The following is a 24,526-nucleotide window of genomic DNA, read 5'->3' as shown; positions in this document are numbered from 1 at the left end:
GTGCCATGACCACAACCGAACCCCGCCCCGACGTGGTGCCGTTCGGCCAAGCCGTGCGCGCCTGGTTCACCATCTCGCTGCAGACCTTCGGCGGCCCGGCCGGACAGATCGCCGTCATGCAGCACCACCTTGTCGACGAGCGCCGCTGGATCGGGCAGAAGCGTTTCCTGCACGCGCTCAATTTCTGCATGCTGCTGCCCGGTCCGGAGGCCCAGCAGCTGGCCATCTACGTCGGTTGGCTGCTCAACGGTCTGCGCGGCGGCCTGGTCGCCGGCACCTTGTTCGTCCTCCCCGGCGTCGTGGCCCTGCTCGTCCTGTCCGGTGTGTACGTCGCGTACGGCGACACCACCGTCGTGACGGCCCTGTTCGCCGGGCTCGGACCCGCGGTGATCGCCATCGTCGCCCAAGCCGTCTGGCGTGTCGGCAACCGGGCCCTGACCAGCCGGGTTCTGCTCGGCTTCGCGGTCGCCGCGTTCGTCGCGCTCGCGGTCCTCGGCACGCCGTTCCCGATCGTGATCGCCGTCGCCGCCGTGGCGTCCTGGGCGCTGCACCGCCGCCGGCCCGGCCTGATCACCGCCGGCGCCGCGCACCAGGCGGCCGGGGAGACGTCGCCACCGCTGATTCCCGACGACACCCTGCACCACGAGCAACCGTCGGCCCGCCGAAACATCACCGTCCTGGCCGTCGGCCTGGTCGCCTGGTTCGCCCCGGTGGCCGCGTTCGCCCTGGCCACCGGCGGCGACAGCGTCTACACCGAGCAGGGGTTGTTCTTCTCCGGCACCGCCGTCGTCACCTTCGGCGGCGCCTACGCCGTCCTCGCGTTCGTGGCCCAACGAGCCGTCGAACACTACGGGTGGTTGACGGCCGGCGACATGGTCCGCGGTCTCGCGCTCGCCGAGAGCACCCCCGGCCCGCTCATCATGGTGGTCCAGTTCGTCGCGTTCCTCGGCGCCTACCACCAGCCCGGCCCGCTCGACCCCTGGACCGCCGGTATCGCCGCATCCCTGCTGACCACCTGGGTGACGTTCGTGCCGTGCTTCCTGTTCGTGCTGCTGGGCGCGCCCTACATCGAACGACTGCGCGGCAACGAGGGCATCTCGGCCGCCCTGACCGGCATCACGGCGGCGGTCGTCGGCGTCATCGCCAACCTCGGCCTCTACTTCGCCTTGCACACCCTTTTCGCCCGCACCGACACCGTCGACGCCGGCATCATCCACCTCACCGTGCCCGATCCCGGCACCCTCCGGCCCGTGCCCCTGGCCATCACCGTCGTCGCGGTCGCCTTGATCTTCTGGCGGAAGTGGTCGGTCTTGCGGGTCCTCGCAGTCTGCGGCTTGCTGGGGCTCGTCGCCGGTCTCGCCGGGTTGCCCGGCCTGTAGCCGCAACGGCAAAAGGCCCGTCCGCAGGTGTGCGGACGGGCCTTCCGGCTCTGGTTCGATCTTCAGTCAGGTGCGGTTGTCGCGGATCAGAATCGCCGTCCGCCGAGTTCGCGGGTGGCGGCGTGACGCGCCTCCAGGGCTACCTGGCGAGCGGGACGGTGTGCCTCAGGTGTGTAGTCACTCTGAGGCCGACGCATTCGGGCCCGTGATAACGCCTCTTGGAGAAGTCTCATCTTCATTGCTCCGTTCGCGGAGGTCGAGGACATCGCGGTGGTCTGCTTCCGGTAGTCGGTGAGGTTGTCGCTGATCGTGGTCATGTCAGGCCGCCAGTCGGACGGCGTTGCGGGAGTCGAGTCCGTTCGCGGCGAGCCGCTCCTCGACCTCGTGGGCCAACTCGGCGTCACGCGCCACGTCGACCTTGCGAGGACGGCCACGCGGCCGCTTGCGCGGAACCACGGCACCGCGCTCGAAGATCTCGCCGCCCCAGACACCCCAGGGCTCGTTCCGCTCGACCGCGCCGGCCAGGCACTCGACGCGCAGCGGGCAGTCCCCGCAGAGCGACTTGGCCAGTTCCAGCTGGGCCGGGGAGTCCGAGAACCACAGGTCCGGGTCGAACTTCCGACAGGGCAGGTTTGCCTCGATCTCGACGCTCACGTCGAGTGGGGCCAGCGCCAGACTCATAAAGCCCGGTCACCTCTCTCTTCTCATCGATCTTGATGGATCGCCGTTCGGGTCGTGCACCGGCAGTGAACCGGCAAAAAATTAAGGCCGCGGATCCCGGTTAAGGGTTCCGCGGCCTCGAGGTGAGCCAGGGGTCTGTTGATCAGACCGGCCTTCCTCGAGGCGGGACACCGCTGCCACCATCCGTGTAGCGCTTGCTGATGGAGACATTGCTGCCCTTGAACCCAGTGCTGCCTTCGACCCGCTGAAGCTCCAGTGCGCCACCCAGCTCGGCCCGGGCGGAGACCTGGTGCACCTGCGACGCCGGAGCCCGCTCTGCGGCCAGAACCGGACCCGAAACGGGAGCGGTGGCCACGAACGGAGCCCGCTCAGCAGCTGCCGGAGCCCACACGGGGGCCAAGGCGAGCAGCGAGGCGGACGGAGCGCAGGCACGGGTCAGCGGCATCGACGGTCGCGTCATGCTCATCGTGTAGATCTCCATCGGTGCCACCTCCTCCATCGCGTTGCGCTCGTAGTGGTATCGCTGTGTTTCTGCCCGCCGAACATCCCTGCTCGGCGAGGTGTGATCTGAGGCTATGCCTGCCCTACAGGAGAGGGCAAACGAATTATCCAAAGTTTTTTTGAGCAACTTCCTCGACGCTCGCTCCGGCCACCAACGCGAAGACCGACTCGCCGTATTGGCCCAGCTTGCGGGGGCCGATCCCGGCGATCGCGAGCAGCTCGGCCGGGCTGCCGGGCTTGCGCTCGGCCAGGGCCACCAAGGTGGCGTCGGTGAAAACGACATACGCAGGGACTTTGAGCTCGCTCGCGGTGGCCGCACGCCACTGCTGAAGCCGCTCGAACAGCTCCTCGTCGAGGTCCGACGGGCAGGTCGGGCAGCGGCCCAGCTTGCGGTCGGCCCCGGCCAGCAGGGTGGCCCCGCAGACCCGGCAGGAGGACACCTGGGGCCGCCTTCGGTCGGGTTTCCGACTCCGATCGCCGGCCCGCTCGGTCGACGAGTTCCGTTCGAGCTGAGGCAGGAAGCGGCACGGGCGCCGGGCCCTGCCGCCGGGTGAGCGCGACTGCCCGTACGAGAGCCAGAGCCACTGCCGGGCCCGCGTGACCCCCACGTAGAGCAGGCGGCGCTCCTCCTCCAGCTGCTCGGGCGTCTTGGCGTACGTGGTCGGCAGCGTGCCGTCGGCCAGCCCGGTCAGGAACACCGCGTCCCACTCGAGCCCCTTGGCCGAGTGCAGTGAGGCGAGCGTCACACCGGCCATGGTCGGGGCGTGCTGCTGCTCGGCCCGCCGGCTCAGCTCGTCGTTGAAGGCGGTGAGCGTCACCTCGCGCTGCACCGCGCCGGCCTGCCCGATCGGCTCCAGCGTGGGCGACTTGGCGTAGTCCTCGGCCAGGGCGACCAGCGCGGCCAGCGCCTCCCACTGCTCACGGGCGGCGCCACCGGGCGGAGCCTGCTCACGGTGCCAGCCGGTGGCCGCGAGGGCCTCCACGACCGCCTGCACCAGCGGGGTCTCGCCCGGGGTGGACCGGACCGCCGCCCGCAGCGCGATCATCGCCTGGCGGATCTCGGGTCGCTCGAAGAAGCGCTCGGCCCCCCGTACGACGTAGGGCACCTCGGCCTCGGCCAGTGCCTTCTCGTACGTCTCGGACTGCGCGTTAGTGCGGAACAGCACCGCGATCTCGCTGGCCGGGGTGCCCGACGCGATCAGGTCGCGGCAGCGGCGGGCCACCGCGACCGCCTCACCCGCCTCGTCGGGGAAGATCTTGAGCTCGGGCTCGGCCCCGGGCGGCCGTTGCCCGACCAGTTCGAGCCGCAGCCGGGCCTCGTTGCCCCGGGCCTGCCGGATCACGGCGTTGGCCAGCCCGACCACCTGCGGGGTGGAGCGATAGTCGCGGACCAGGCGGATCACCACGGCCTCGCGCCGCTGCCGCGGGAAGTCGATCAGGTACGCCGAGGTGGCTCCCGTGAACGAGTAGATCGTCTGGCTGGCGTCGCCGACCACGGTCAGGTCGTCCCGCCCGCCCAGCCAGGCTTCGAGCAGCCGCTGCTGCAGCGGGTTGACGTCCTGATACTCGTCGACCACGAAGTGGCGGTACTGCGAGCGGATCTGCTCGGCCACGTCCGGGTGCTCCTCGATGCCCCAGACCGCGGCGCGCAGCATGTCCTCGAAGTCGATCACGCCTTGGCGTCGCTTGAGCGACTCGTACGCCGCGAAGACCTCGGCCACCTTGTCCGGCTCGAAGGGCGGCTCGCGCAGCGCCTTCTTGGCCGCCACGGCGTATTCGCCCGGCTCGACGAGCGACGACTTGGCCCACTCGATCTCGCCGGCCAGGTCCCGGGCCCCCGTACGGTCGGCGCGCACGCCGGCCCGGGCGGCGGCCAGCCCGACCGTGCGCGCCTTGCTCTCCAGCAGCTCCGGCATGGCCCGCCCCTCGAGCAGCCGCGGCGCGAAGTAGCGCACCTGGCGCAGCGCCGCCGCGTGGAACGTGCGGGCCTGCACGCCGGCCGCGCCCAGCTCGGTCAGCCGGGAGCGCATCTCGGCCGCGGCCCGCGCGGTGAAGGTGACCGCGAGGATGTGCCGGGGACTCACTTCGCCGGTCAGCGTTCGATAGGCGATCCGGTGGGTAATCGCTCGTGTCTTGCCGGTGCCGGCGCCGGCCAGGATGCAGACCGGGCCGGCGGGGGCGGTCACCGCCGTCCGCTGTTCGGGGTCGAGCCCGGCCAGCACCGCATCAGTCCGCACGGTAGGGAATCATGGCACCCGGGTCGGACGTTGTGCCGGAAGGCGCCATGCCATGTGACCCCTCCGAAGGGATTTGCGACCGATGTTGACCATGTACTCGACGTCCTGGTGCGGCTACTGTCACCGCCTCAAGTCGCAGCTCGACCGTGAGGGCATCACCTATGAGGTGGTGGACATCGAGCAGCAGCCCGACGCGGCCGACTTCGTGATGAGCGTGAACGGTGGCAACCAGACCGTGCCCACGCTGAAGTTCGACGACGGTTCGGCGCTGACCAACCCGTCCATCGTTCAGGTGAAGGAGCGGCTCGCCGCGCTGGCCGCGAGCTAATTCCGTACGGTTTCCGCGATCGCGTCGACGGCGAGCTCCTCGGCCTGCACCACCAGGGCCTCGAGCTCGCCGTCGGTCATTGCCAGCTCGTCCACGAGGCCGGCGAAGAGCAGCAGGTGGGCCCGGCTGCGGACGGCGTCGCCGAGCTCCTCGACCGGCACGGTCTCGCCCAGCGCGTCACGGATCAGCATCTCGGCGGCCAGCGGGGGCACGGCCGCGGCCGAGTGTTCCCGCAGCGTCGTCGTCACGGTGCGCCGGATCTCGGCCAGCGGGCTGTCGGGGTCGAAACGACGCCGCACGGCGAGTCCGAAAGCGATCTCCCACACCTGGCGCGTGGCGGAGGTCGGTTCCTCGCTGTGCGCGGGCGCGTCCTCGTAGGCCACGCGCTGCAGATAGCGTCCGGCGGCGGTGTGGATGCCGGGGACGGGCGTGAAGATGGTGCTCACCGGGCGAACCGCGTGAGCCGCCACTCGGCCTGGTGCACCAGCGCCACCAGTTCGGCCTCGGGCACTCCGGGCGGCCGGGCCAGGTCACCCACGACGCAGCAGATCAGCTCGAAGCGCCGCGGATCCGGGATCCCGTACGCCAGCTCGGGCTCGCCGAGGACCGAGCGGATCACGGCCTCGGTGTCGCGCGCCAGTTCCCCGCCGACCGGCAGTTCCTGATAGTCGAGCAGGTCGCGAACGTACGCCGTGATGTCGCGCGGATCGCGCCCGACGAAGCCGCGCCGCACCGCCACCGTGAAGAGCTCGCGCAGCAGCCGGACGGCACGCGGCGAGTCGCTCAGACGTGACAGCGACCGCGCCGGGCTCTTCCCCCCGAGCGCTTCGAGGAGAAGCCGGCCCGCCGCGGTCGCCGACTTGTCTAGTGTCCCGGTTTGCCCCACATCATCAGATTATCGGGGAAACCGGTGTTACGGGATGAGAGCCGGGATGCTCGAGTCCAGCAGGCCCCGCTCCTTGAGCGCGCCGTAGAGCGGCGTGGTCTCGGGGTAGTGGCCCCAGGCGTGGTCGCCGCTGCCGTCGCCCTGCGGGCAGTGGCCCAGCAGCTGCTTCTGCACGTCGTTGAAGCCGGCCCACTCCGGGGTGTTGGGCAGGTCGGCGACCTCGTCGCGACCGGCGATCCACCGGTAGGTGTAGCCGAAGAAGGCGCCGACGCGGGTCACCTCGGAGTAGTTGTCGGAGCGCGCGTGCCACAGGCGACGGTCAAAGACGACCAGGTCGCCGGGGTTCGCGGTGATCTGCAGCGCGCCCTCGGGCTGCGGCCACGGGGTGCCCCGGTTCGGCGGGCCGGGCAGCCAGTTGGTCTTGTGGCTGCCGGGCAGCACGGTGAAGTTGCCGCGGCCGGTCTCGCTCACGTCGGACAGCCAGTAGGCCAGCTTGACCGAGAGCGTCGGGCGCGGGTCGGTCTCGATCTCGCGGTTCTGCCGGCCACCGTCCTGGTGCCAGTGCCACCAGTCCTTCTGCTTCTCGTGGATCTGCGGGTGCACGTCGATGTGTGAGTGGTAGACGTGCACGTTCCAGCCCAGCAGCGACCAGATGTAGCGGAACGCCACCGGGTGGTCGAGCAGGAAGGCCAGCTCGGGCAGCGAGGTCACCGCGGAGAGCTGGTGCAGCGCACCGGTCGAGCCGAGCCCGTGGCCGCCGGGCTGCCCCGCGCGCTCGAAGGCGCCGAGAACGGCTGTGCGCGCGACCTCGATCTCACTCTCGGAGAGCACCCCCGGCACCACGAGGAACCCGTCCCGGTCGAACTGGGCCCGCTCGTCGGCGGTCATGGGGGTCCAAGTGGGTGCTTCCACCTGCGTCATCGATCTTCCACCTCTCGGTCTTTGTAAACCGTGACGCGGCTGAAGCCCGTTCTGGTTACTCGCTCAGGCGAAAACTTTTCTGATTAGATCAACTTGAATCCGTTAGCGGGTCAAACCGCCCAACCAGCGCTCAATCAGGTAGAAGGCGATGGACGAGGGCATCGGCAGACTCATCGGGACACCACTGGCCGGATCGTGATATTCGCCCGCGATCATCTTGGCCACGGCCTCGCGGGTGAACCAGTGCGCCTCGTCGATCTCGGCCGGGTCCAGCGTGATCGGCTCGGCGGGGTCGGCAGTGGCGTGGAAGCCCAGCATCAGCGAGCCCGGGAACGGCCAGGACTGGCTGCCCGAATAGGTCAGCGAGGTGAGCGTGAGCCCGACCTCCTCGCCGACCTCACGGGCCACACTGGCCTCGGCCGACTCGCCCGGTTCGACGTAACCGGCCAGGCACGAGAAGCGCAGCCCGCCGTCGGCCGCACGACCCCAGGCCGCATTGTGACCGAGCAGGCAGCGCCCCTCGGGGCCGGGCACGTCGTCGTGCACGAGCACGATCATGGCCGGGTCGGTGCGCGGCCACATCGTGTTGCCCGCGGTGTCCTTGCGCGCCCAGCCCGCCTCGACGGCCGTGGTGGGCAGGCCCGTACGGGGGGAGAACTTGTGGCTCGCATGCCAGTTGCCCAAGGCCACGGCCGCGGTGAACACACCCGCATCCCGGTCGTCGAGCAGGTGGCCGACGTCGCGCAGGGTCACCGCCCGGGCGCCGTCGACCTCGGGCAGCGGTGCGTCCACCGTCCACAGCGGGGTCCCGTCGGGGTCGATGCCGAGGAACCAGCGCTCGGCCGCGGGCGCCTCGGCCGCGGGCAGCAGCACCAGCCCCTCGTCGGCCAGCAGGGCCCGGCCGCCCTTGCTCAGGTCGATGACCAGCACGCGGCCCCGATCCCAGGCCGCGGCCAGCCACTCGTCGTCGGTGCGGTGCTCGGCGGCCCGGTCGAGGGTGCTGCGGGCCAGCGGCGGGGCGTCGACCTGACCTCCGGGTTGCTCGCGGACGTCGGGCTCCTCGGGCGCGCTCACTCGGCGCTACGTTCCACCGCGGTAAGCGCCGCCAACGGCTCCTGCACCTTCTCGGCGTCGCCCAGCACCACGGTGACCGCGTTGGTCGGCGCGAGGAAGCGGGCGGCCGCCTCGGCCACCTGCTCGCGCGTCGCGGTGGCGAGCGCGGCCGAGTAGTCGCGCAGGTGATCGAGACGCAGCCCGAAGTTGGCGTACATGCTGGCCAGACCGGCCAGGCCGGCCTGGGTCGACATGCCCAGCCGCAGGGTGCCCAGCGCGTACCGGCGGGCCTGCTCCAGCTCGTCCTCGCCGGGCGGGAGGCTGGCGATGCGGCCCAGCTCGTAGAGGGTCTCGAGCAGCGACGGGCCGGTCACCTCGGTGGCCACCTCGGCCGCGACCGAGAGCACCGAGCCGGCCAGATAGTGCTCGATCGAGGTGTGTGGGCCGTACGTGTAGCCCTTGTCCTCGCGCATGTTCTCGACCCAACGCGACGAGAAGTAGCCGCCGAAGATCAGGTTGGCCAGCTGGAGGGCGGCGTAGCCGGGGTCGGTGCGGTCGACCGCGGGCAGCGCCATGCGCAGCGAGGACTGCACCGCACCGGGCCGGTCGACCAGCAGCAGCGGGCCCGGCTGGAGCGGCGGGGTGGGCGGCACCTCGGCCGTCTTGGCCGGGCCGGTCCAGCTGCCCAGTGCCTTCTCGGCGGCGTCGATCGCCTTCTCCGGGTTGATGTCGCCCACCAGCACCAGCACCGCGCCCTCGGGGCGGACCCGCTCGGCGTGCAGCGTGCGCAGCGCGGCCGGGCGCACCGCGCGCACCTGGTCGGGCTCGGGCGTCTGCACCGCGTACGGGTGGGTGCCGAACATGCGCTTGAGCAGCGCCGTCCGGGCCAGGTGAGCCGGCTGCGACAGCGCGACCTGGATGTGGTCGACGAGGCGGTCGCGCTCCGTGGCCACCTCGCCGTTCGGGTAGGCCGGGTCGGTCAGCACCGCGGCCAGGATCTCCAGCATGCGGTCGAGGCCGGAGGCCAGCGAGTTACCCGTGACCAGCAGCCGGTCGGGGTCGAGACCGGCCGAGAGCCCGCCGCCGACCGCCTGCAGCTCGGCCGCGATGTCGACGCTGGACATCGTGCTCGTGCCGGTGAACAGGGCCTGCGAGAGCAGGGTGGCCCGGGGCAGCGAGGCCTTGCCGAACGGCACCCGCAGCCGCAGCTCGACCAGTGGCACGGCGGCGCGCCGGATGGCGATCACGGTCAGGCCGCCGGCCAGGGTGCGCTCGGCCTCCTTGGGCAGCTTGAGCTTCGCGTCGGGGATGAGGTCGGGCAGGGGCTTGATGCTCATGAGACAGCTCCGGGAAGAACCTCGACGGTGGCGCGCCGCTCGGGGCGCAGGGTGGCGGCCGCGGCGACGATCTGCGCCTCGGTGACCTCGCCGACCAGCTTGGGCAGCTCGTTGAGCATCTCGGGACGGCCGCGCTGCAGCTCCAGCACGGCCATCGGCAGCGCCCGGCCGAGCACCGAGTCGGTGTCGCGCAGCAGGTGGGTCGCGATGCGGGCCTGCACGCGCTCGAGCTCGCCCGGCCGCAGCCCGTCGGCGGCCAGCCGCTCCAGCTCCTCGTCGACCGTGCGCAGCACCTTGTCGCCGTCGCCGCCGGGCGGCATGTGCGCCTGCAGCAGGATCGCGGTGGGGTTGCGGACCTGGAACTCGTCGCCCATGAAGCCGATGTAGCCGCCGATGCTGGTGACCGTGCGGTCACGCTGCACCAGCCGCTCGACCAGCCGGGACGCGTCACCGTCGGTCAGCACCTCGGCCAGCACCACGTACGGCAGGTAGTTGTCGAAGTCGCCGATCGGGTCGGGCACCCGCCACGCGCTGGCCACACCGGGCAGCGGTGCCAGCTTGTCGGTGTAGGTGTCGCGCTTCTCGGCGGTCAGGTCGGGCTCGTCGAAGCTGGGCAGCGGCGGGGCCGGGCGGGCCGGGACGTCGCCGAAGTGGCGGTGGATCATCTCGGTCGCCTTGGCCACGTCGAAGTCGCCCGCCACGGCCAGGGTCGCGTTGCCGCAGGCGTAGTAGCGGTCGAAGAACGCCTGCGCGTCGGCCACGGTGGCGCTGTCGAGGTCGCCGAACGAGCCGTAGCCGTCGTGGGCGTTGGGGAATGTCTCGAACATCACCGGGGGTAGCCGTAGCCAGGGGAACCCGCCGTAGGGCCGGTTCAGCACGTTGACCCGGATCTCCTCTTTGACCACGTCGATCTGGTTGAGCAGGTTCTCCTCGGTCAGCCGCGGCCCGCGCATGCGGTCGGCCTCGAGGAACAGCGCCCGCTCGAGGGCGCCGGCCGGCAGCACCTCGAAGTAGTCGGTGTAGTCGAGGTGGGTCGAGCCGTTGAAGGTGCCCCCGGCGCCCTGCACGTGCCGGAAGTGGGCCAGCTTCTCCAGGTTCTCCGAGCCCTGGAACATCAGGTGCTCGAAGAGGTGGGCGAAGCCGGTGCGTCCCTCGGGCTCGGACCGGATGCCCACGTCGTAGACGACCGCGACCCCGACGACCGGGGCGCTGCGGTCGGGCGTCAGCACCACCCGCAATCCGTTGGCCAGGGTGAATCGCTCCACCGGGTACTTCGTCGCGGGGATCTTGATTCTGCGCGCCACGAAATGACATTAGCGCTTTCGCAGGTCATCGTCGCGACTGCAGGTCACCACGTGGACACCCGGTGAGATTCCCGGACGGCGGACCGGCCTTGACTCCAATCTCCACCTAGACCATCATTCCCATCAACTAGATAGGCGAACGCGGGTTTTGGCGGGACAGGGGGGAACGTGTACGTCTCGGCGCGCACCGACTACGCCGTGAGGGCCATGCTCTCGGTCACGGTGGAACATCCCCGGCTGGTCAAAGCAGCCACCCTGGCCGCCGCCCAAGACATCCCGCTCAGCTTCTTACAGGGCATCCTGCTCGACCTGCGCCGCGCGGGCCTGCTGCACAGCCACCGCGGCGTCGACGGCGGATATGCGCTCGCCCGGCCCGCCGAGGAGATCACCGTCGGCGACGTCGTGCGAGCCGTCGGGGGCGCGCTCGCCACCGTCCGCGGGTTGCCCACCACCCATGCGACCTATCACGGGGCCGCCTTCGGGCTGCACGACGTGTGGGTCGCGGTCGAGGAGGCCATCGAGGGCGTCGTCGACCACAAAACCCTGGCTGAACTTTCCACCATCAAGGAGTCCGCATGAGCTCCCGCACCATACGTGCGCTTGCTGTTGCCGCCACCGCCCTGCTGTCCGCATCGTTGCTGGCCGCCTGCGGTGGCGACGACGAGGGCGCCTCGTCGTCGGGCGACGGTGGCAGCGCCGAGGCCTCTTCCCTCCGGCTCGGCTACTTCCCCAACATCACCCACTCCCCCGCACTGGTCGGCGTGAACAAGAAGTTCTTCGAGACCGCGCTGGGCAGCACCAAACTCGAGACCAAGACGTTCAACGCCGGCCCGGCCGCGATCGAGGCGTTGTTCTCGGGCGCGATCGACGCCACCTACATCGGCCCCAACCCGGCCATCAACGGCTGGGCGCAGTCCAAGGGCACCGGCCTGAAGATCATTGCGGGCAGCACCTCGGGCGGCGCCGGCCTGGTGGTCAAGGAGGGCATCAACACCCCGGCCGACCTCAAGGGCAAGAAGATCGCCACCCCGCAGCTGGGCAACACGCAGGACGTCGCGCTGCGGGCCTGGCTCAAGGAGAACGGGCTCAACGCCGACCAGCAGGGCGGCGGCGACGTCTCGGTGCTGCCGCAGGACAACGCGACCGCGCTGCAGGCCTTCGCCCAGGGCGCGATCGACGGCGCCTGGGTGCCCGAGCCCAACTACAGCCGGCTCATCCTGGAGTCGAAGGGCAAGGTGCTCGTCGACGAGAAGGACCTCTGGCCGAGCGGCCTGTTCGTGACGACCCACCTGATCGTCACGCAGGAGTTCCTCAAGAAGTACCCGGCCACGGTCAAGAAGCTGCTGCAGGGCCACCTGGAGTCGCTCGACTACATCGAGAAGAACGGCGCCGACGCCCAGAAAGCGGCCAACGCGCAGCTCGAGGCGCTCAGCGGCAAGCCGCTCAAGGACGATGTGCTCGCCGCCTCGTTCAAGAACCTGACCTTCACCGCCGACCCGGTCGCCTCGTCGCTGTTCACCAGCGCCAAGCACGCCGAGGACGTCGGTCTGCTCAAGCCGGTCGACCTCAAGGGCATCTACGACCTCGGGCCGCTCAACGAGCTGCTCAAGGCCGCGGGCAAGCCCGAGGTCAGCGACGCGGCCGCCTGAGAGGTCTGAACCGATGAGCCTCCTGGAACGACAGGACGTCAGAACGGATCCGCTCGTACGCCTGGAGAGCGTCTCCAAGAGCTACGGCGACCTGCTGGCCCTCGACCGGGTCTCGCTGGCCGTGCAGAGGGGCGAGTTCGTCTGCCTGCTCGGCGCGTCCGGCTGCGGCAAGAGCACCCTGCTCTCGCTCGTGGCCGGGCTCGACCAGATCTCCGGCGGCACGCTCGACATCGGCGGTCGCAAGGTGTCGCTGATGTTCCAGGAGGCCGCGCTCTTCCCGTGGCTCTCGGTCCGGGGCAACGTCGAACTGCCGCTGCGGCTGCAGGGCGTGTCCCGGTCCGAGCGCCGCCAACGGGCCGAGGAACTGCTCGGCATCGTGCGGCTGAGCGGCTTCAGCGACAAGCGACCGCACGAACTCTCCGGCGGCATGCGTCAGCGCGTGGCCCTGGCCCGCGCGCTGGCCCAGAACGCCGACATCCTGCTGATGGACGAGCCGTTCGGCGCGCTCGACGCGATGACCCGCGACATCCTGCACGACGAGCTGGAGCGGATCTGGCGCGAGCAGTCGCTGACCGTCCTGTTCGTCACGCACAACGTGCGCGAGGCCGTCCGGCTGGGCGACCGGGTGATCCTGCTGAGCAGCCGGCCGGGCCGGGTGATCGAGGACTACGCGATCACCCACGAGCGGCCCCGGCGCATCGACTCCCCCGAGGTGTCCGCCCAGGCCGGTGAGATCACCGATCGTCTCCGCGCGGAGGTCGCCCGCCATGCCCAGTAAGTTTCCGTCCGCACGGGCCGGGCTCGAGGGCACCAGCGGCGACAGCACGGCCCCGGTCGTGGAGAAGGCCGGCGTCAGCCCCGAGGCGGCCGAGGTCGCCGGTCTCGACGCGCTCGAACTGCAGCCCCAGCGGGACAAGGGGCAGCGCGGCAAACGGATCTGGAAGAACACCTGGCCCAAGCTGGCCGCGATCGCCATCGTGCTGCTGGTCTGGCAGATCGTGGTCTGGGCCGAGTGGAAGCCGATCTACGTGCTGCCCTCGCCCGAGACGGTCTTCACCGACCTGGGCAGCGTGATCACCACGGCCGACTTCTGGGACGGCGTACGGGTGACGATGACCCGCGCGTTCACCGGCTTCCTGCTGGCCGTGGTCATCGGCACGATCATCGGCGCCCTGGTGTCGCAGTTCGCGCCGCTGCGGGCGGCCATCGGCTCGCTGATCACCGGTCTGCAGACCATGCCCTCGATCATGTGGTTCCCGCTGGCCATCCTGCTCTTCCAGCTCAGCGAGAGCGCGATCCTGTTCGTGGTGATCCTGGGCGCGGCCCCGTCGGTGGCCAACGGCCTGATCAGCGGCATCGACTACGTGCCGCGGACGTGGCTGCGGGTCGGGCAGGTGCTCGGCATGCGGGGCGTCGCCAAATACCGGCACCTGATCCTGCCGGCCTCGCTGCCCTCGTTCATCTCGGGCCTCAAGCAGGGCTGGGCGTTCTCGTGGCGCAGCCTGATGGCCGGCGAGCTGCTGGTCATCGTGCCGGGAGCGCTGTCCATCGGCGTACGGATGCAGCAGGCCCGCGATCTGAGCGACTCGAGCCTGGTCATCTGCTACATCATCGTCGTGCTGATCATCGGCATCCTGATCGACGTGCTGTTCAACGCGGCCGACAACGCCTTGCGCCGCCGCTGGGGTCTGTTGAGCAGCTAGGTCGGCCGCACCGATTTGAGGACGTCGTCGATCACGTAGTCCCACTGTTTGTGGGTGCCGGGGATCGAGACGTACAGGATCGCCGCAGTGGTTTTGCCGACGTCGATGACCGCCACCGCGGAGAGCTCCTCGGTGGCGGTCAGCCCGGCCGCCTCGAAGTGCAGGCGGAACTCGCTCACATAGGCCGGGCGGCCGCCCACCGTCGTCAGCTCGTCGCGGATCGGGTCCATCGTGTTGGGCTGCGGGTAGTACTCGGCGCGCACGTCCGCCGCGACCTGCCGGCCGACACATTCGAGGTTGAGCGTCACCGCGTCGTTGTCGGCCGCGGGCACCGCCCCCGACAGGATCGAGGCGTGGTAGCTGCCGCCGCTGTACTGCTCGGTGACGAAATGCTGACCCACCTTGTACGGCACTTCGAGGGTGCCCGCGCGCCAGGTGTCGGTCCACGGTTCCCAGGGTGCGCCGTAGGCCTTGTACGAGATGCCGGCCTCGGTGTCGGTGGTGCGCGCGCCGGTCTCGGGCGGCAACGCGCTCGGCGTCTGCGTCGGCGCCGCGCTCGGCGAGCCGGTCGGCGCCGGACAGGCCTGGGCGAGCGGAGGCCGGACGTCGGTCGGGGCCTCGGCCTTCGACCGGAACGGGTCACCGCCGCCCGAGAACGCCACGATCAGCACCACGGTCAGTCCGACGGCCAGGATCGCGCCCGCGACCACACCGAAGATCCGCATCTGCCGCCGGTGCCTGTTCTCCGGCTCCTCCGGCTGCTCCGAGCCGGGGTCGAGCGGAGGCGGGGGCTGCCGCGGCGGGGCGCCCGGAACGGTCGTGACCAGGCCGGATCCGAACCGATCACCCGGCCGGCGCCAGGGCGGGGTCTCCGGAGTCTGCTCGGACATGAATCCCAGTGAACACCACGATCCTGAGGATCAAGTCACGGCCTATGGCGTGGTGTTGCCTTCTGTCGCGCCGAACAGGGCGGTCACGTGCTGCCAGAAGGTCGGGTCGACGCCGGGATAGCCGGCGGCCGGCTGATACCACGGTGCGAAGGCGACCACGAGCACCAGCGCCAGACCGGTGACGGCGAGCGCGAGAACGAACCCGAACTCCCGGCGGGCGGACGGTCCGCGCATGCCCCGTACCTCCCAGGTCACGTCCGAGTGAAAAGAGCCGATAATGCTTAAGACGCACGGTCGGCGCCGGACGTTGCACCTGACCCAGGATAAGTTCAGGGACTTCCGCTACCGTCTTGCCATGGAACTCGTGTATCCGCCGGTCGTCGCCCTTGCCAAGACGATGTTCCGGGTGCTCGACCTCAAGATCGAGATCGATGGTGCGGAGAACATTCCGCGCGAGGGCGGGGCGGTGCTCGCGAGCAACCACGTGAGCTATCTCGACTTCATCTTCTGCGGTCTCGGCGCTCAGCCGGCCAAGCGGCTCGTCCGCTTCATGGCGAAGAAGTCGGTCTTCGACCACAAGGTCAGCGGCCCGCTGATGCGCGGCATGCGGCACATCCCGGTCGACCGTGACGCCGGCGCCGCCTCCTTCCGCGAGGCCAACCAGGCGCTGCGCAACGGGCAGATCGTCGGCGTGTTCCCCGAGGCCACGATCAGCGAGTCGTTCACGGTCAAGGAGCTCAAGTCGGGCGCGGTGCGGCTGGCCCGCTCGGCCAAGGTGCCGCTGATCCCGATGGCCGTCTGGGGCCCGCATCGGCTCTGGACCAAGGGTCACAAAAAAGAGCTGACCAAACGGCACGTGCCGGTGCTCATCAAGATCGGCCAGGCGCTCGAGATGCCCAAGGGCACGTCGCCCGACGCGCTCACCGCAGCCCTCAAGGAGCGCATGAGCAGCCTGCTCGACGCGGCACAGAAGGCGTACCCCGAGAAGCCGGCAGGCCCCGACGATCGGTGGTGGCTGCCGGCTCACATGGGCGGGACGGCGCCGCTGCCCCAGGCCGCGGCCGTTTAGACCAGGCAAGGCAGAAGCGCCGCACCCCGGCCGGGGTGCGGCGCTTCTTGTTACATCAGAGCGGGCGGATGTTCGCGGCCTGCGGGCCCTTCTGGCCCTGGGTCACCTCGAACTCGACACGCTGGTTCTCGTCCAGGCTGCGGTAGCCGGAGGTCTGGATAGCGGAGAAGTGGGCGAAGACGTCGGCGCCGCCGTCGTCCGGGGTGATGAACCCGAAGCCCTTGTCCGCGTTGAACCACTTCACAACGCCGGTAACCATGATCGTCTCCTCGACGGTCGATCGTTCTCGCCCATTATGGACGAGAACGAGGTAATAAGACCCGCACTTCGCGAGTCTCGTGCTGCCGTACTGATCGCCCGTACCGGAGATATCCGGGTTACGACAAAGAGCGCCTGGGGCAGACTTCCCCACAGGCGCTCCTGAGTACTTGGGAACCAAACTGACAACGCGGAGAGCTTAACACGTTCAAGGAGGTCCGCCGGTGATCGGCGTACAACTGGCACAGCAGCTCAGAGAGGCCGGACTGACCTGGAAGCCGGCGCTCGGCGACCGCTTCGCGATTCCGGACCACGACCTCGACGACGAGGTGTTCGTGCTGAGCAACATGACTATCGAGGTACACACGATGCCGGAGGGCCCGGTGATCGGCTTCAACGGCACCACCGAGTGGGCCCTGGACGACGTCGAACTGGACGAGACGGTCTGGCTGCCCCGGGAGGATCAGCTGCGCGAACTGCTGGGCGGGACGTTCCGCGGGCTGCGGCGCGGCCCGGCCGGCTACGAGGTGCTCATCGACCTGCTCGGTGAGGAGCGGGCCTTCACCGCCGAAACGGCCGAGGCAGCGTACGCGGGAGCGCTGTTGCACCTGCTGGCCGCGGCCGGGGCCGCCTAAATCACCCGTTCGGGCAGACGCTCGACCAAGGCCGCGAGCTGGGCCGCGTCCAGCAGATCGACCGGGCGGACGGTGACCTGATCCCGTACGTAGTGGAAGCCCGCCCGCACCCGGTTGAGCGGCACCTTGGCCAGGGCGGCCCAGGCGATCCGGTACGCCGCCAGCTGCACCGCCGCGGCGTCGGCGTCCGCTCCCTCGGGCCGCCGGCCGGTCTTCCAGTCGATCACGTCGAACCGGTTGGCGGTGTCGGCGAAGACGGCGTCCATCCGCCCCCGCACCACCACCCCGGCGATGGTGGTCGCGAACGGCACCTCGACCTCGATCGGCGTGCGCTCGGCCCACTCGCCCGACAGGAAGGCCTGCTGCAGCGCGACCAGCTCGGCGTCGTCGGCCGCGTCGTCGTCGGCCGCGCCCGGCAGCTCGTCGATGTCGATCAGGCGGACCGCGCCGAACCGCTGCTCGAGCCACGCGTGGAACGCCGTGCCCCGCCGGGCGTGCGGCATCGGCCGGTGCGGCAGCGGGCGGCGCAGCGAACGGGCCAGCGCCTGCGGGTCGCGGCGCAGCACCACCAGCTGCGACACCGACAGATGAGCGGGCAGGGCGACCTCGATCGGGCCGTCCCGCCGGGACCGCTCGTCGCGCTCGGCCAGCAGCAGCTCGGCCTCCCGCCGCCAGCGCGCGATGTCCGGATCCTCCGGGAGGCCGACCAGCTCGGCGGCCAGCCCGGCCCGGGCCGCGACCTCGGGCTCCCCCTCGGCCAGCTCGGCGAACGCCTCCGCGGCGGCCGGGTCGGGAGCGGAGATCATCCGGCGGATCAGGTCGGCCGCGGCCGCCATGGCCGGGCGGCGCAGACCCAGCGGGTCCGACGGCCACTGCGCCGAGACCACCGCCTCGGCCGCCGGGTTGGCCGCGCCGGGCGCCGGCTCGGGCGTCCACACGTCGACCACACCGGCGCCCTCCTCGCAGGTCGCGCGGATCTCGTCGAGGAACACCGACGGGCCGCGCGGGCGCTTCACCCCGTCACCCCACCAGTAGCCCGAGGCCAGCAGCAGGCGGCGAGGGCGGGTGACGGCCACGTAGGCGAGCCGGCGCTCCTCCCGTACGTCGTGCTCGCGCCAGGCCGCACCGAAGGCGGAGACGGCGTTGACCACGCCCTTCTGGTCGGCCGCCTCGGACAGGTCGAGCACGGGCAGGCCGTCGGAGTCGCCACGCAGCGGGAACGGCAGCACGCCGATACCCATCAAGTACTGGTCGGAGTTGCGGACCAGGCCCGGCCAGACACCCTTGCTCAGCCCGGCCACCGACACGACGTCCCACTCCAGGCCCTTGGCGGCGTGCGCGGTGAGGATCTGCACGGCGCCCTCGACCACGTCGACCTGCCCCGGTTCGAGACCGCGCTCCTCCTCCTCGGCCGCGGCCAGGAAGGCCAGGAAACCGGCGAGCGTGCCGCCGTCGGTCTCGGCGGAGTAGCGGGCCGCGGTGTCGGCCAGCGCGTCGAGGTGGCCCCGGGCCAGCCCGGCGTCCCCGGCCGCCCACCCCCGCACGGCGACCTCGACATCCAGCCCGATCGTGCGCTCGATGTCGGCCACCAGGTCGGGCAGCGGCTGGTCGAGGCGCTGCCGCAGGGCACTCAGTTCCCGGCTGTACGCGTGCAGCCGGCCGTAGCCCTCCGCCGAGTACTGCTGCGGGGCCCCCAGGTCGGCCATCGCCTCGACCAGGGTGGCGTCGTCCAGACGGTCGGCCACCACGTCGTCGGGCTCGGCGCCGGTCACCACGGCGGCGCGGGCCGCGGCCAGCCCACGGGCCCGCCGGTGCAGCGCCACCAGGTCACGCGGGCCGATCCGCCAGCGCGCTCCAGTGAGCAGGCGCAACAGGGAGGCGCCGTCGGTCGGGTCGGCCAGCACCCGCATCGTGCAGACGACGTCGCGCACCTCGGGGGTGTCGAGCAGCCCACCCAGGCCGACCACCTCGACGGGCAGGCCCCGGCGGCGCAGCGCGTCCTCGATGGCCGGGATCTGGCTGCGCACCCGCACCAGCACGGCGCTGGTCGGGCGCTTCTCGACCGGGATCTCCTCGGGCAGCGCCTGCGGCATCCCGGCGATGATCCGCCACGCGGTGAGCATCGAGTCACCGATCCAGTCCGCCTCCTCGGCGAACGTGGGCAGCAAGGCGCAAGCCACCGTACGGCCCCCGACCGCACCCGACACCCGCTCGGCCGCGCGCAGCTCGGTCACCCGGGCCCCGAACGCGCGCAACGGGGCCGAGAGCGTGTTGGCCACCCGCAGGATCTCGGGACGGTTGCGCCAGCTGCGGGTCAGGCTGCCGACCCGGGCCGGCTCGCCGCCGGGCAGCGTGAACTCGTCGGGGAAACGGTCGAGCGTGCCCGCCGAGGCGCCGCGCCAGCCGTAGATGGACTGGCAGGGGTCGCCGACCGCGGTCACCGGGTGCCCGCCGCCGAACAGCGCGTTGAGCATGGTGACCTGGGCGTGGCTGGTGTCCTGATACTCGTCCAGCAGAACGATCTTGTAGCGGCCGCGCTCGATCTCGCCGACCTCGGGATGATCGCGGGCCACCAGCGCCGCCCGGGCCATCTGATCGCCGAAGTCCATCGCCTCCAGGTCGATCTTGCGCTGGTCGTACAGGCGGACCAGCGGGAGCAGGGTGAGCCGCTGCCGCTGCCGGGCCAGGGCGTCGGCCACGTCCTTGTAGACCTTGCCCGGCAGCTCCTGCACCTCGGCGAAGAACCGGCCCGTCCAGGCGGCCAGCTCGTCGGGCGAGACCAGATGCTCAGCCAGCTCGCCGGAGAGCGCCAGCACGTCGTCGGTGACCGTGCTCGGGGCACGGTTCACGCCGGTCATCTCACCCGTGTACGACCGGACCAGCGAATCGACGATCTGCCAGCGGGCCGCCTCGGTGAGCAGCCGCGCCGACGGCTCGAAACCAGCGCGCAGACCGTGCTCCGTGACGACCCGGGCCGCGTACGAGTGATAGGTCGAAATGGTGGCCTCACCGGCGAACGCATCGTCCCGGCCCAGACGGCGGATGAGCTGACCGAGCCGGGTACGCACGCGGTGGGCCAGCTCACCGGCGGCCTTACGGGTGAACGTGAGGCCGAGGATCTCGTCGGGATGGGCGTAACTGTTCGCGACCAGCCAGACGACACGGGAGGCCATCGTCTCGGTCTTGCCCGAACCGGCCCCGGCCACCACGAGCAACGGCTCCACCGGGGCCGAGATGATCTCGGACTGTTCGCTGGTGGGGCGGGGCAGCCGGAGCAGGTGGGCCAGCTCCTCCGGGGTGAACCGGGGGCCGGAGTCGGCACGCCGCCGGGGCCTCGCCGGTTCCTCGGCGAACAAACTGGGTTGGGTCACTGGCCCTCGTCGACGATCTGGCGGCCCTTACCGGAGATCGGGCAGCTGGTGCGGACCGGGCAGACCCGGCAACGGCTGTTGGCCACGGCCGAGAACGTGGACGCGGCCATCGTCTCGGCAGTGCGGCGAACCATCTCGTACGCCCATTGCGGGTCGGCGGCGTCGGCCAGCGGCAGCTGCATCTGCTCGCGGGCATCCTTGCCCGGACCCAGCTGCACCAGCGCCGCACCGCCGCTCTCGTCCCCGTAATCGGCGAACGCCCCGGCCGCGACGGCGGTCTGATAACCGGCCAGCTGGGCGTGCTCGGCCACGTCGGCCGCCGCGACCGCGGTGGTCTTGCCGGTCTTGAGGTCGATCACGACCAGGCGGCCGTCCTCGTCGATCTCGAGCCGGTCGACCCGGCCGGTGAGCTGGATGGGCCGCTTCTCGTCCTCGATCCGGACGGTGAACTCGTGCTCGATGGCCAGCAGCCGCCGCGGGTTGACGGCCAGCCAGCGCAGCAACTTGTCCACCATGGCCTGGGCGCGTTCCTGCTCGGGGCCGGCCAACCAGCGGGCGGCCAGCTCGATCGCCTCGAACCGGGCGCTGACGTACTCCACCAGCTTCTCGCGGTCGGCGTTGGCGTCCTCGGCCAGCATCGCGGCCGCGTGCACCAGATTGCCCACGCCCTGCGCCGGGCCCGGGGGCGCGGCCCCGCCGTGCCGTTCCAGCAGCCAGCGCAGGCTGCAGCGCAGCGCGCTCTCCATCGAGGACGGGGTGACCTTGACGGGTTCGCCCTCGTCGACCAGCGGGCGGTCGTCGGAGAGCGGGCGCAGGCCCCACCACTCGTCGGGATGCGCGCCGGGGACACCGGCCGCCGCGAGCCGGGCCAGTTCCGCGGCGGCGGCGCGCCTGCGGGCCGGCGTCTGGTCACTGCCGACCACCACCGTACGCAACTCGGCCACCAGCGCCGCCAAGGTCAATGCGCGCGGCGGCCGGCCCACGGGCAGCTCGCCGGGCCCGGCCTGACCGGGCTCGTCGGGCGGCTCCTCGGTGGGCCACTCCCCCGGGCCGGCCATGGCCTCGAAGAGGTCGGGCCCCGGGTCGGCCGCCACGTGCCTCGGGCCACGCGCCGGCAACCGGCCTTTCGGGCCGTCGGCGGCGAGAGCTTGCGCTTTGCCCGCGCCCTCGCGCCCATCAGCGCCCGGCGACTGCGGGTTGTCCGGGTCGGTCTCGACCGGGCCGCTCGCCCGGTCCACACCCGGCTGCTGCGGGTTGTCCGGGTCGGTTTCGATCGGTCCGGCCGGGTCCGGAGACGGCTGGTCCTCCGGGTCGGTGTCCGGCGGGCCGGCCGGGTCCGGGTCGTCGGGGTCGGTGTCCCACAGGTTGGGGCCCGGGTCCTCCGGCGGGGGCGGAGGCGGGTTGCCGGGGCCGTCGCCGGAGATGCCCAGCTCGGTCAGGAAACGGCTGGGCTGCTCCTCACCCTCCGAACCGCCCACACCGGCCGAGGCCACGGCGGTGACGATCAGCTTGTGCCGGGCCCGGGTAGCGGCCACGTAGAACAGCCGGCGCTCCTCGTCGAGCAAGGCCGACGTCTGCCCCACCACCGCCGCCTGGCCCGAGGCGACCCGGCCCGCGAGCACGTCGACCAGGCGTTCCGAGCCGAGCAGGCTGCCGCGCAACCGCAGATCGGGCCAGATGCCCTCCTGCACGCCGGCCATCACCACGACATCCCACTCGAGGCCCTTGGCGGCGTGCGCGGTGAGCAACCGGACCGCCTCACCCCGGTCGGCGCTGGGCGCGATCGAGTCGGCCGGCAGGTCCTGCCCCAGCACATGGTCGAGGAAAACTTCGGTGCGCGCGCCGGGAAGCCGGTCGACGAAGCGGGCGGCCGCGTCGAAAAGCACCACCATCGAGTCGAGATCACGGTCGGCCGCCTCGGCCCGCCACTGCCGGGCCCGCGCGACGTCGGCGTTGTCGGCGGTGGGGGCCGCGCGGGTGCTCATCGCATACCAGCGGTCGGCCAAGCCGCTGGCCCGCCAGACCGTCCACAGCACCTGCTCGGCCGTGGCGCCGGGCGCGGCGGCCGCTTCCCGGGCCGTGGCCAGCAGCCGGGCCACCTGCTGGGCGGGCACGGCCCAGCGCCGCTCCACCATGTCGAGCCCGGCCGGATCCCGTACGGCGTCGACCACCAGCTCGCCGGACGGGCGCCGATCGCCGGCCGCCAGCGCCAAGGCGCGCAGCCCCTGCCGCAGCCGTCGCTCGGCCAGCGGGTCGGCCCCGCCCAGCGACGAGTGCAGCAACGCGACGGCTGTCTCCTCGGTGAGCGCCTCGGGGTCGAGCGCACAGCGCAGAAGCAGCAGAAACGGCGCAACAGCGGGCTGCAGGTGCAGCGGCAGGTCCTCGGCGTGGGTCACCGTCGGCACACCGGCCGCGGCCAGCGCCCGCTGCAACGACGGCAGCTGCAACGACGTGCTGCGCAGGAGCACGGCCATCTTGGACCACGGAACGCCCTGCAGCAGATGGGCCTCGCGCAGGGCGTGCGCCACGTAGGCCGCCTCCGCCGTCGCCGCCCGGAATGTCCGCACGACAGCCTCGGCCGGAACGGCCGGCCGCCCGGACCCGACAGGTCCCGCCGCAGTCGCGGACGCGCCAAGCCCGGCCGATCCCGCCGCAGTCGCGGACGCGCCAAGCCCGGCCGATCCCGCCGCAGTCGCGGACGCGCCAAGCCCGGCCGATCCCGCCGGCGTCGCGGGCGCGTCAGAACCGGGCGTGACCGAACCAGCCGGCATCGCTGACGCAGCAGAACCAGACAAACCAGGCGCCACAGAACCCGGCGCACCAGGCGCGGCAGAACCGGGCGAACCGGGCGCGGCCGGGCCGGATGTCACTGCGGACGCCCCGGGACCCGACGGCGGTAGCGGGGTGGCGGAGCTGCCCCGCTGAACGCGTACGGCGGGGGTGGCGGTCGGCCCAGCCGAGGAGGGGGAAGACGGCAACGCGGGACCGCCGCCCGCTGACTGCGCGGCAGCGGCGGCGGCGGCGGCGGCGGAATCTGGGACGGGCCAGGCGGCAGCGGGCGGCACGGCGGCGGACGGCGACTCGGCGGGTGACGAGGCGGCGGACGGCGACTCGGCAGCGGCGGGCGACGCGGCAGCGGACGACCAGGCGGCGGGCGTCGCGCCCGGCGCCGGGGGCGGTTCGGGGCCGATCAGCGGGGCCGGCGGATGCATGGCGCGATGCCGGATCGGCCCCCGCATGCGGCGGGCCACCCGCAACGTGGCGGCGAGCAGCGGGCTCGGGGCGCGGTAGTTGGTGTGCAGCGTCAGCGTCTCGGCGAGCGCCCCCGAAGCCGTGCGGAAGGTGGCCGGGAACGAGGCGACCGCGCCCGGGTCGGCGCCGCGGAAGCCGTAGATCGAGGAGTCGGGGTCGGCGAACGCGACCAGCGGTCTGCCGCCCCCGGCGACCAGGGCGAGCAGCTCGATCTGGGCCGGGTCGGTGTCGGCCAGCTCGTCCACGTAGACGTAGTCCAGCCGGCGGCGTTCCGACTCGAGCAGGCCGGGCGTGTCGGTGAGCAGGCCCGAGGCGGCCCGCACCAGCTCGGCCGGGTCGTAGGCGGAGGAACCGCGGGTCGTCACGTCGCGCAGGGCCAGGACGGCGACGTATTCGCGCAGGAAGCGGGCGGCGGCCGGCCAGTCGTCGCGGCCCAGGCGTTCGCCCAGGCGGGCCAGTTCGACGGCGTCGATGCCGCGCTCGGCGGCGCGTTGCATGAGGTCGCGCAGCTGCTGGGCGAAGGCCCGGGTGGGCAGGGCCGGGCGCAGCGCCGCGGGCCAGCCGATCGGGTCGGGCTCTTCGGTATCACCGGAGACGGCGAGCAGCTCGCGGATGATCAGGTCTTGTTCGGGGCCGGTGAGCAGGCGCGGGGACGGCTCGCCCCGTTCGGCTGCGGCCCGGCGGAGCAGACCGAACGCGTACGCGTGGAAGGTCCTCACCAGGGGCTCGTGAACGATGCGGCCCGGGTCGGCGGCGATCCGGGCCTCGATGCGGTCGCGCAGCGCCATGGCTCCGCGGCGGCCGAACGTCAGCACCAGGATGCGTTCGGGGTCGACCCCGGCGGCGATGCGCGCGGCCACCGACTCGACGAGTGTGGTCGTCTTGCCCGTGCCGGGGCCGCCCACCACGAGCAGCGGGCCGTCGACGTGATCGGCCGCATATCGCTGGAGGGGGTCGGGGAGCAGCGACGGGAGCGCGCGCGGGGGACGCCGGACGAGGCGATACGCCGGGCGGCGCACCGCGGCGGACGAGGAGACCGGCGTGCTCACGGCATAAAGGAAACCACGAGGGT

At 71.7% G+C, this 24,526-nt stretch carries 22 protein-coding genes; 8 read left to right on the top strand and 14 right to left on the bottom strand.

The annotated features are described in order from the left end of the window. Window positions 1-5: 5 nt before the first annotated feature. On the top strand, window positions 6-1,379 hold the full coding sequence (gene chrA / locus BKA14_RS35320) for a chromate efflux transporter (RefSeq protein WP_184955095.1): 1,374 nt from the start codon (window positions 6-8) through the stop codon (window positions 1,377-1,379). Between the two features lie 318 nt (window positions 1,380-1,697). Here the strand turns inward: chrA and BKA14_RS35315 are convergent, their stop codons facing one another. The 3 genes from BKA14_RS35315 to BKA14_RS35305 all read right to left on the bottom strand — a co-directional run bounded on the left by BKA14_RS35315 (window position 1,698) and on the right by BKA14_RS35305 (window position 4,798). After that, entirely contained in the window at window positions 1,698-2,060 is a 363-nt protein-coding gene (locus BKA14_RS35315) for a WhiB family transcriptional regulator (protein WP_184955094.1), read from the bottom strand. Between the two features lie 142 nt (window positions 2,061-2,202). After that, window positions 2,203-2,541, bottom strand: coding sequence for a hypothetical protein (locus BKA14_RS35310; protein ID WP_184955093.1), 339 nt, complete (start codon window positions 2,539-2,541; stop codon window positions 2,203-2,205). Between the two features lie 124 nt (window positions 2,542-2,665). Further along, window positions 2,666-4,798, bottom strand: a complete 2,133-nt coding sequence (locus BKA14_RS35305; protein ID WP_184955092.1) for an ATP-dependent DNA helicase UvrD2 — start codon at window positions 4,796-4,798, stop codon at window positions 2,666-2,668. An 82-nt stretch (window positions 4,799-4,880) separates the two neighbouring features. Between BKA14_RS35305 and BKA14_RS35300 the strand changes: the two genes are divergently transcribed. Next, window positions 4,881-5,126, top strand: a complete 246-nt coding sequence (locus tag BKA14_RS35300) for a mycoredoxin (RefSeq protein ID WP_184955091.1) — start codon at window positions 4,881-4,883, stop codon at window positions 5,124-5,126. On the opposite strand, the gene BKA14_RS35295 is transcribed toward BKA14_RS35300, so the two are convergent. The 6 genes from BKA14_RS35295 to BKA14_RS35270 form a co-directional block, all read right to left on the bottom strand. Next, the gene (locus BKA14_RS35295) at window positions 5,123-5,572 is read right to left on the bottom strand and encodes a hypothetical protein (RefSeq protein ID WP_184955090.1); all 450 of its coding nucleotides are present in this window, start codon (window positions 5,570-5,572) and stop codon (window positions 5,123-5,125) included. The two genes, BKA14_RS35300 and BKA14_RS35295, sit on opposite strands and share 4 nt — an antisense overlap. Continuing rightward, a complete protein-coding gene (locus tag BKA14_RS35290) occupies window positions 5,569-6,012 on the bottom strand; it encodes a hypothetical protein (protein ID WP_184955089.1) in 444 nt (147 codons plus the stop codon). Before BKA14_RS35290 ends, BKA14_RS35295 begins: the two co-directional genes overlap by 4 nt. 27 nt (window positions 6,013-6,039) lie before the next feature. Then, window positions 6,040-6,933, bottom strand: a complete 894-nt coding sequence (locus BKA14_RS35285) for a phytanoyl-CoA dioxygenase family protein (RefSeq protein WP_184955088.1) — start codon at window positions 6,931-6,933, stop codon at window positions 6,040-6,042. 102 nt (window positions 6,934-7,035) lie between these two features. Next, window positions 7,036-8,007 (bottom strand): NAD(+) diphosphatase, encoded by a 972-nt coding sequence (gene nudC / locus BKA14_RS35280; protein ID WP_184955087.1) that lies wholly within the window; start codon window positions 8,005-8,007, stop codon window positions 7,036-7,038. Next, window positions 8,004-9,323 (bottom strand): M16 family metallopeptidase, encoded by a 1,320-nt coding sequence (locus BKA14_RS35275; protein ID WP_184955086.1) that lies wholly within the window; start codon window positions 9,321-9,323, stop codon window positions 8,004-8,006. The genes nudC and BKA14_RS35275 overlap by 4 nt, the downstream gene beginning before the upstream one ends. Continuing rightward, window positions 9,320-10,627 (bottom strand): M16 family metallopeptidase, encoded by a 1,308-nt coding sequence (locus BKA14_RS35270; RefSeq protein ID WP_184955085.1) that lies wholly within the window; start codon window positions 10,625-10,627, stop codon window positions 9,320-9,322. Before BKA14_RS35270 ends, BKA14_RS35275 begins: the two co-directional genes overlap by 4 nt. A gap of 168 nt (window positions 10,628-10,795) precedes the next feature. On the opposite strand from BKA14_RS35270, the gene BKA14_RS35265 reads away from it, so the two are divergent. From BKA14_RS35265 to BKA14_RS35250, 4 genes are read left to right on the top strand one after another with little or no spacing between them, the layout of a single operon-like run. Next, on the top strand, window positions 10,796-11,206 hold the full coding sequence (locus BKA14_RS35265; protein ID WP_184955084.1) for an RrF2 family transcriptional regulator: 411 nt from the start codon (window positions 10,796-10,798) through the stop codon (window positions 11,204-11,206). After that, window positions 11,203-12,276, top strand: a complete 1,074-nt coding sequence (locus tag BKA14_RS35260; protein WP_184955083.1) for an ABC transporter substrate-binding protein — start codon at window positions 11,203-11,205, stop codon at window positions 12,274-12,276. The genes BKA14_RS35265 and BKA14_RS35260 overlap by 4 nt, the downstream gene beginning before the upstream one ends. Before the next feature lie 13 nt (window positions 12,277-12,289). Then, a complete protein-coding gene (locus tag BKA14_RS35255) occupies window positions 12,290-13,054 on the top strand; it encodes an ABC transporter ATP-binding protein (RefSeq protein ID WP_184955082.1) in 765 nt (254 codons plus the stop codon). After that, window positions 13,044-13,979: an ABC transporter permease gene (locus BKA14_RS35250; RefSeq protein ID WP_184955081.1), complete on the top strand. Its 936-nt coding sequence runs from the start codon at window positions 13,044-13,046 to the stop codon at window positions 13,977-13,979. The genes BKA14_RS35255 and BKA14_RS35250 overlap by 11 nt, the downstream gene beginning before the upstream one ends. Here the strand turns inward: BKA14_RS35250 and BKA14_RS35245 are convergent. Both BKA14_RS35245 and BKA14_RS35240 read right to left on the bottom strand, forming a co-directional pair. Next, window positions 13,976-14,869, bottom strand: coding sequence for a hypothetical protein (locus BKA14_RS35245; protein ID WP_184955080.1), 894 nt, complete (start codon window positions 14,867-14,869; stop codon window positions 13,976-13,978). The two genes, BKA14_RS35250 and BKA14_RS35245, sit on opposite strands and share 4 nt — an antisense overlap. A gap of 42 nt (window positions 14,870-14,911) precedes the next feature. Continuing rightward, a complete protein-coding gene (locus BKA14_RS35240) occupies window positions 14,912-15,103 on the bottom strand; it encodes a hypothetical protein (RefSeq protein ID WP_184955079.1) in 192 nt (63 codons plus the stop codon). Between the two features lie 121 nt (window positions 15,104-15,224). Here BKA14_RS35240 and BKA14_RS35235 point away from each other — a divergent pair, with 121 nt between their 5' ends. Further along, window positions 15,225-15,938 carry a lysophospholipid acyltransferase family protein gene (locus BKA14_RS35235; RefSeq protein ID WP_184955078.1) on the top strand — a complete coding sequence of 238 codons (714 nt, stop codon included), beginning with the start codon at window positions 15,225-15,227 and terminating at the stop codon, window positions 15,936-15,938. Between the two features lie 55 nt (window positions 15,939-15,993). Here BKA14_RS35235 and cspE read toward each other — a convergent pair whose 3' ends face one another. Beyond that, complete coding sequence (gene cspE / locus BKA14_RS35230) at window positions 15,994-16,197, bottom strand: transcription antiterminator/RNA stability regulator CspE (protein ID WP_015625344.1); 204 nt, start codon at window positions 16,195-16,197, stop codon at window positions 15,994-15,996. A 223-nt stretch (window positions 16,198-16,420) separates the two neighbouring features. Between cspE and BKA14_RS35225 the strand changes: the two genes are divergently transcribed. After that, complete coding sequence (locus tag BKA14_RS35225; protein ID WP_184955077.1) at window positions 16,421-16,831, top strand: pilus assembly protein CpaE; 411 nt, start codon at window positions 16,421-16,423, stop codon at window positions 16,829-16,831. Here BKA14_RS35225 and BKA14_RS35220 read toward each other — a convergent pair. Beyond that, on the bottom strand, window positions 16,828-20,202 hold the full coding sequence (locus BKA14_RS35220) for an ATP-dependent helicase (RefSeq protein WP_184955076.1): 3,375 nt from the start codon (window positions 20,200-20,202) through the stop codon (window positions 16,828-16,830). The two genes, BKA14_RS35225 and BKA14_RS35220, sit on opposite strands and share 4 nt — an antisense overlap. Continuing rightward, on the bottom strand, window positions 20,199-24,503 hold the full coding sequence (locus BKA14_RS35215) for a PD-(D/E)XK nuclease family protein (RefSeq protein WP_184955075.1): 4,305 nt from the start codon (window positions 24,501-24,503) through the stop codon (window positions 20,199-20,201). The genes BKA14_RS35220 and BKA14_RS35215 overlap by 4 nt, the downstream gene beginning before the upstream one ends. Window positions 24,504-24,526 lie beyond the last annotated feature (23 nt).

This window comes from Paractinoplanes abujensis, assembly GCF_014204895.1.
GTDB lineage: Bacteria > Actinomycetota > Actinomycetes > Mycobacteriales > Micromonosporaceae > Actinoplanes > Actinoplanes abujensis.
Note: the sequence above shows the minus strand (reverse complement) of the source record. Positions and strands in the feature narration are given on the sequence as shown.

What these genes read in the sequence shown, in the direction of transcription:
- chrA (WP_184955095.1), top strand. Translation starts at nt 6, where the DNA reads ATGACCACAACCGAACCCCGCCCCGACGTGGTGCCGTTCGGCCAAGCC.
- BKA14_RS35315 (WP_184955094.1), bottom strand. Translation starts at nt 2,060, where the DNA reads ATGAGTCTGGCGCTGGCCCCACTCGACGTGAGCGTCGAGATCGAGGCA.
- BKA14_RS35310 (WP_184955093.1), bottom strand. Translation starts at nt 2,541, where the DNA reads ATGGAGATCTACACGATGAGCATGACGCGACCGTCGATGCCGCTGACC.
- BKA14_RS35300 (WP_184955091.1), top strand. Translation starts at nt 4,881, where the DNA reads ATGTTGACCATGTACTCGACGTCCTGGTGCGGCTACTGTCACCGCCTC.
- BKA14_RS35285 (WP_184955088.1), bottom strand. Translation starts at nt 6,933, where the DNA reads ATGACGCAGGTGGAAGCACCCACTTGGACCCCCATGACCGCCGACGAG.
- BKA14_RS35275 (WP_184955086.1), bottom strand. Translation starts at nt 9,323, where the DNA reads ATGAGCATCAAGCCCCTGCCCGACCTCATCCCCGACGCGAAGCTCAAG.
- BKA14_RS35260 (WP_184955083.1), top strand. Translation starts at nt 11,203, where the DNA reads ATGAGCTCCCGCACCATACGTGCGCTTGCTGTTGCCGCCACCGCCCTG.
- BKA14_RS35255 (WP_184955082.1), top strand. Translation starts at nt 12,290, where the DNA reads ATGAGCCTCCTGGAACGACAGGACGTCAGAACGGATCCGCTCGTACGC.
- BKA14_RS35250 (WP_184955081.1), top strand. Translation starts at nt 13,044, where the DNA reads ATGCCCAGTAAGTTTCCGTCCGCACGGGCCGGGCTCGAGGGCACCAGC.
- BKA14_RS35245 (WP_184955080.1), bottom strand. Translation starts at nt 14,869, where the DNA reads ATGTCCGAGCAGACTCCGGAGACCCCGCCCTGGCGCCGGCCGGGTGAT.
- BKA14_RS35240 (WP_184955079.1), bottom strand. Translation starts at nt 15,103, where the DNA reads ATGCGCGGACCGTCCGCCCGCCGGGAGTTCGGGTTCGTTCTCGCGCTC.
- BKA14_RS35235 (WP_184955078.1), top strand. Translation starts at nt 15,225, where the DNA reads ATGGAACTCGTGTATCCGCCGGTCGTCGCCCTTGCCAAGACGATGTTC.
- cspE (WP_015625344.1), bottom strand. Translation starts at nt 16,197, where the DNA reads ATGGTTACCGGCGTTGTGAAGTGGTTCAACGCGGACAAGGGCTTCGGG.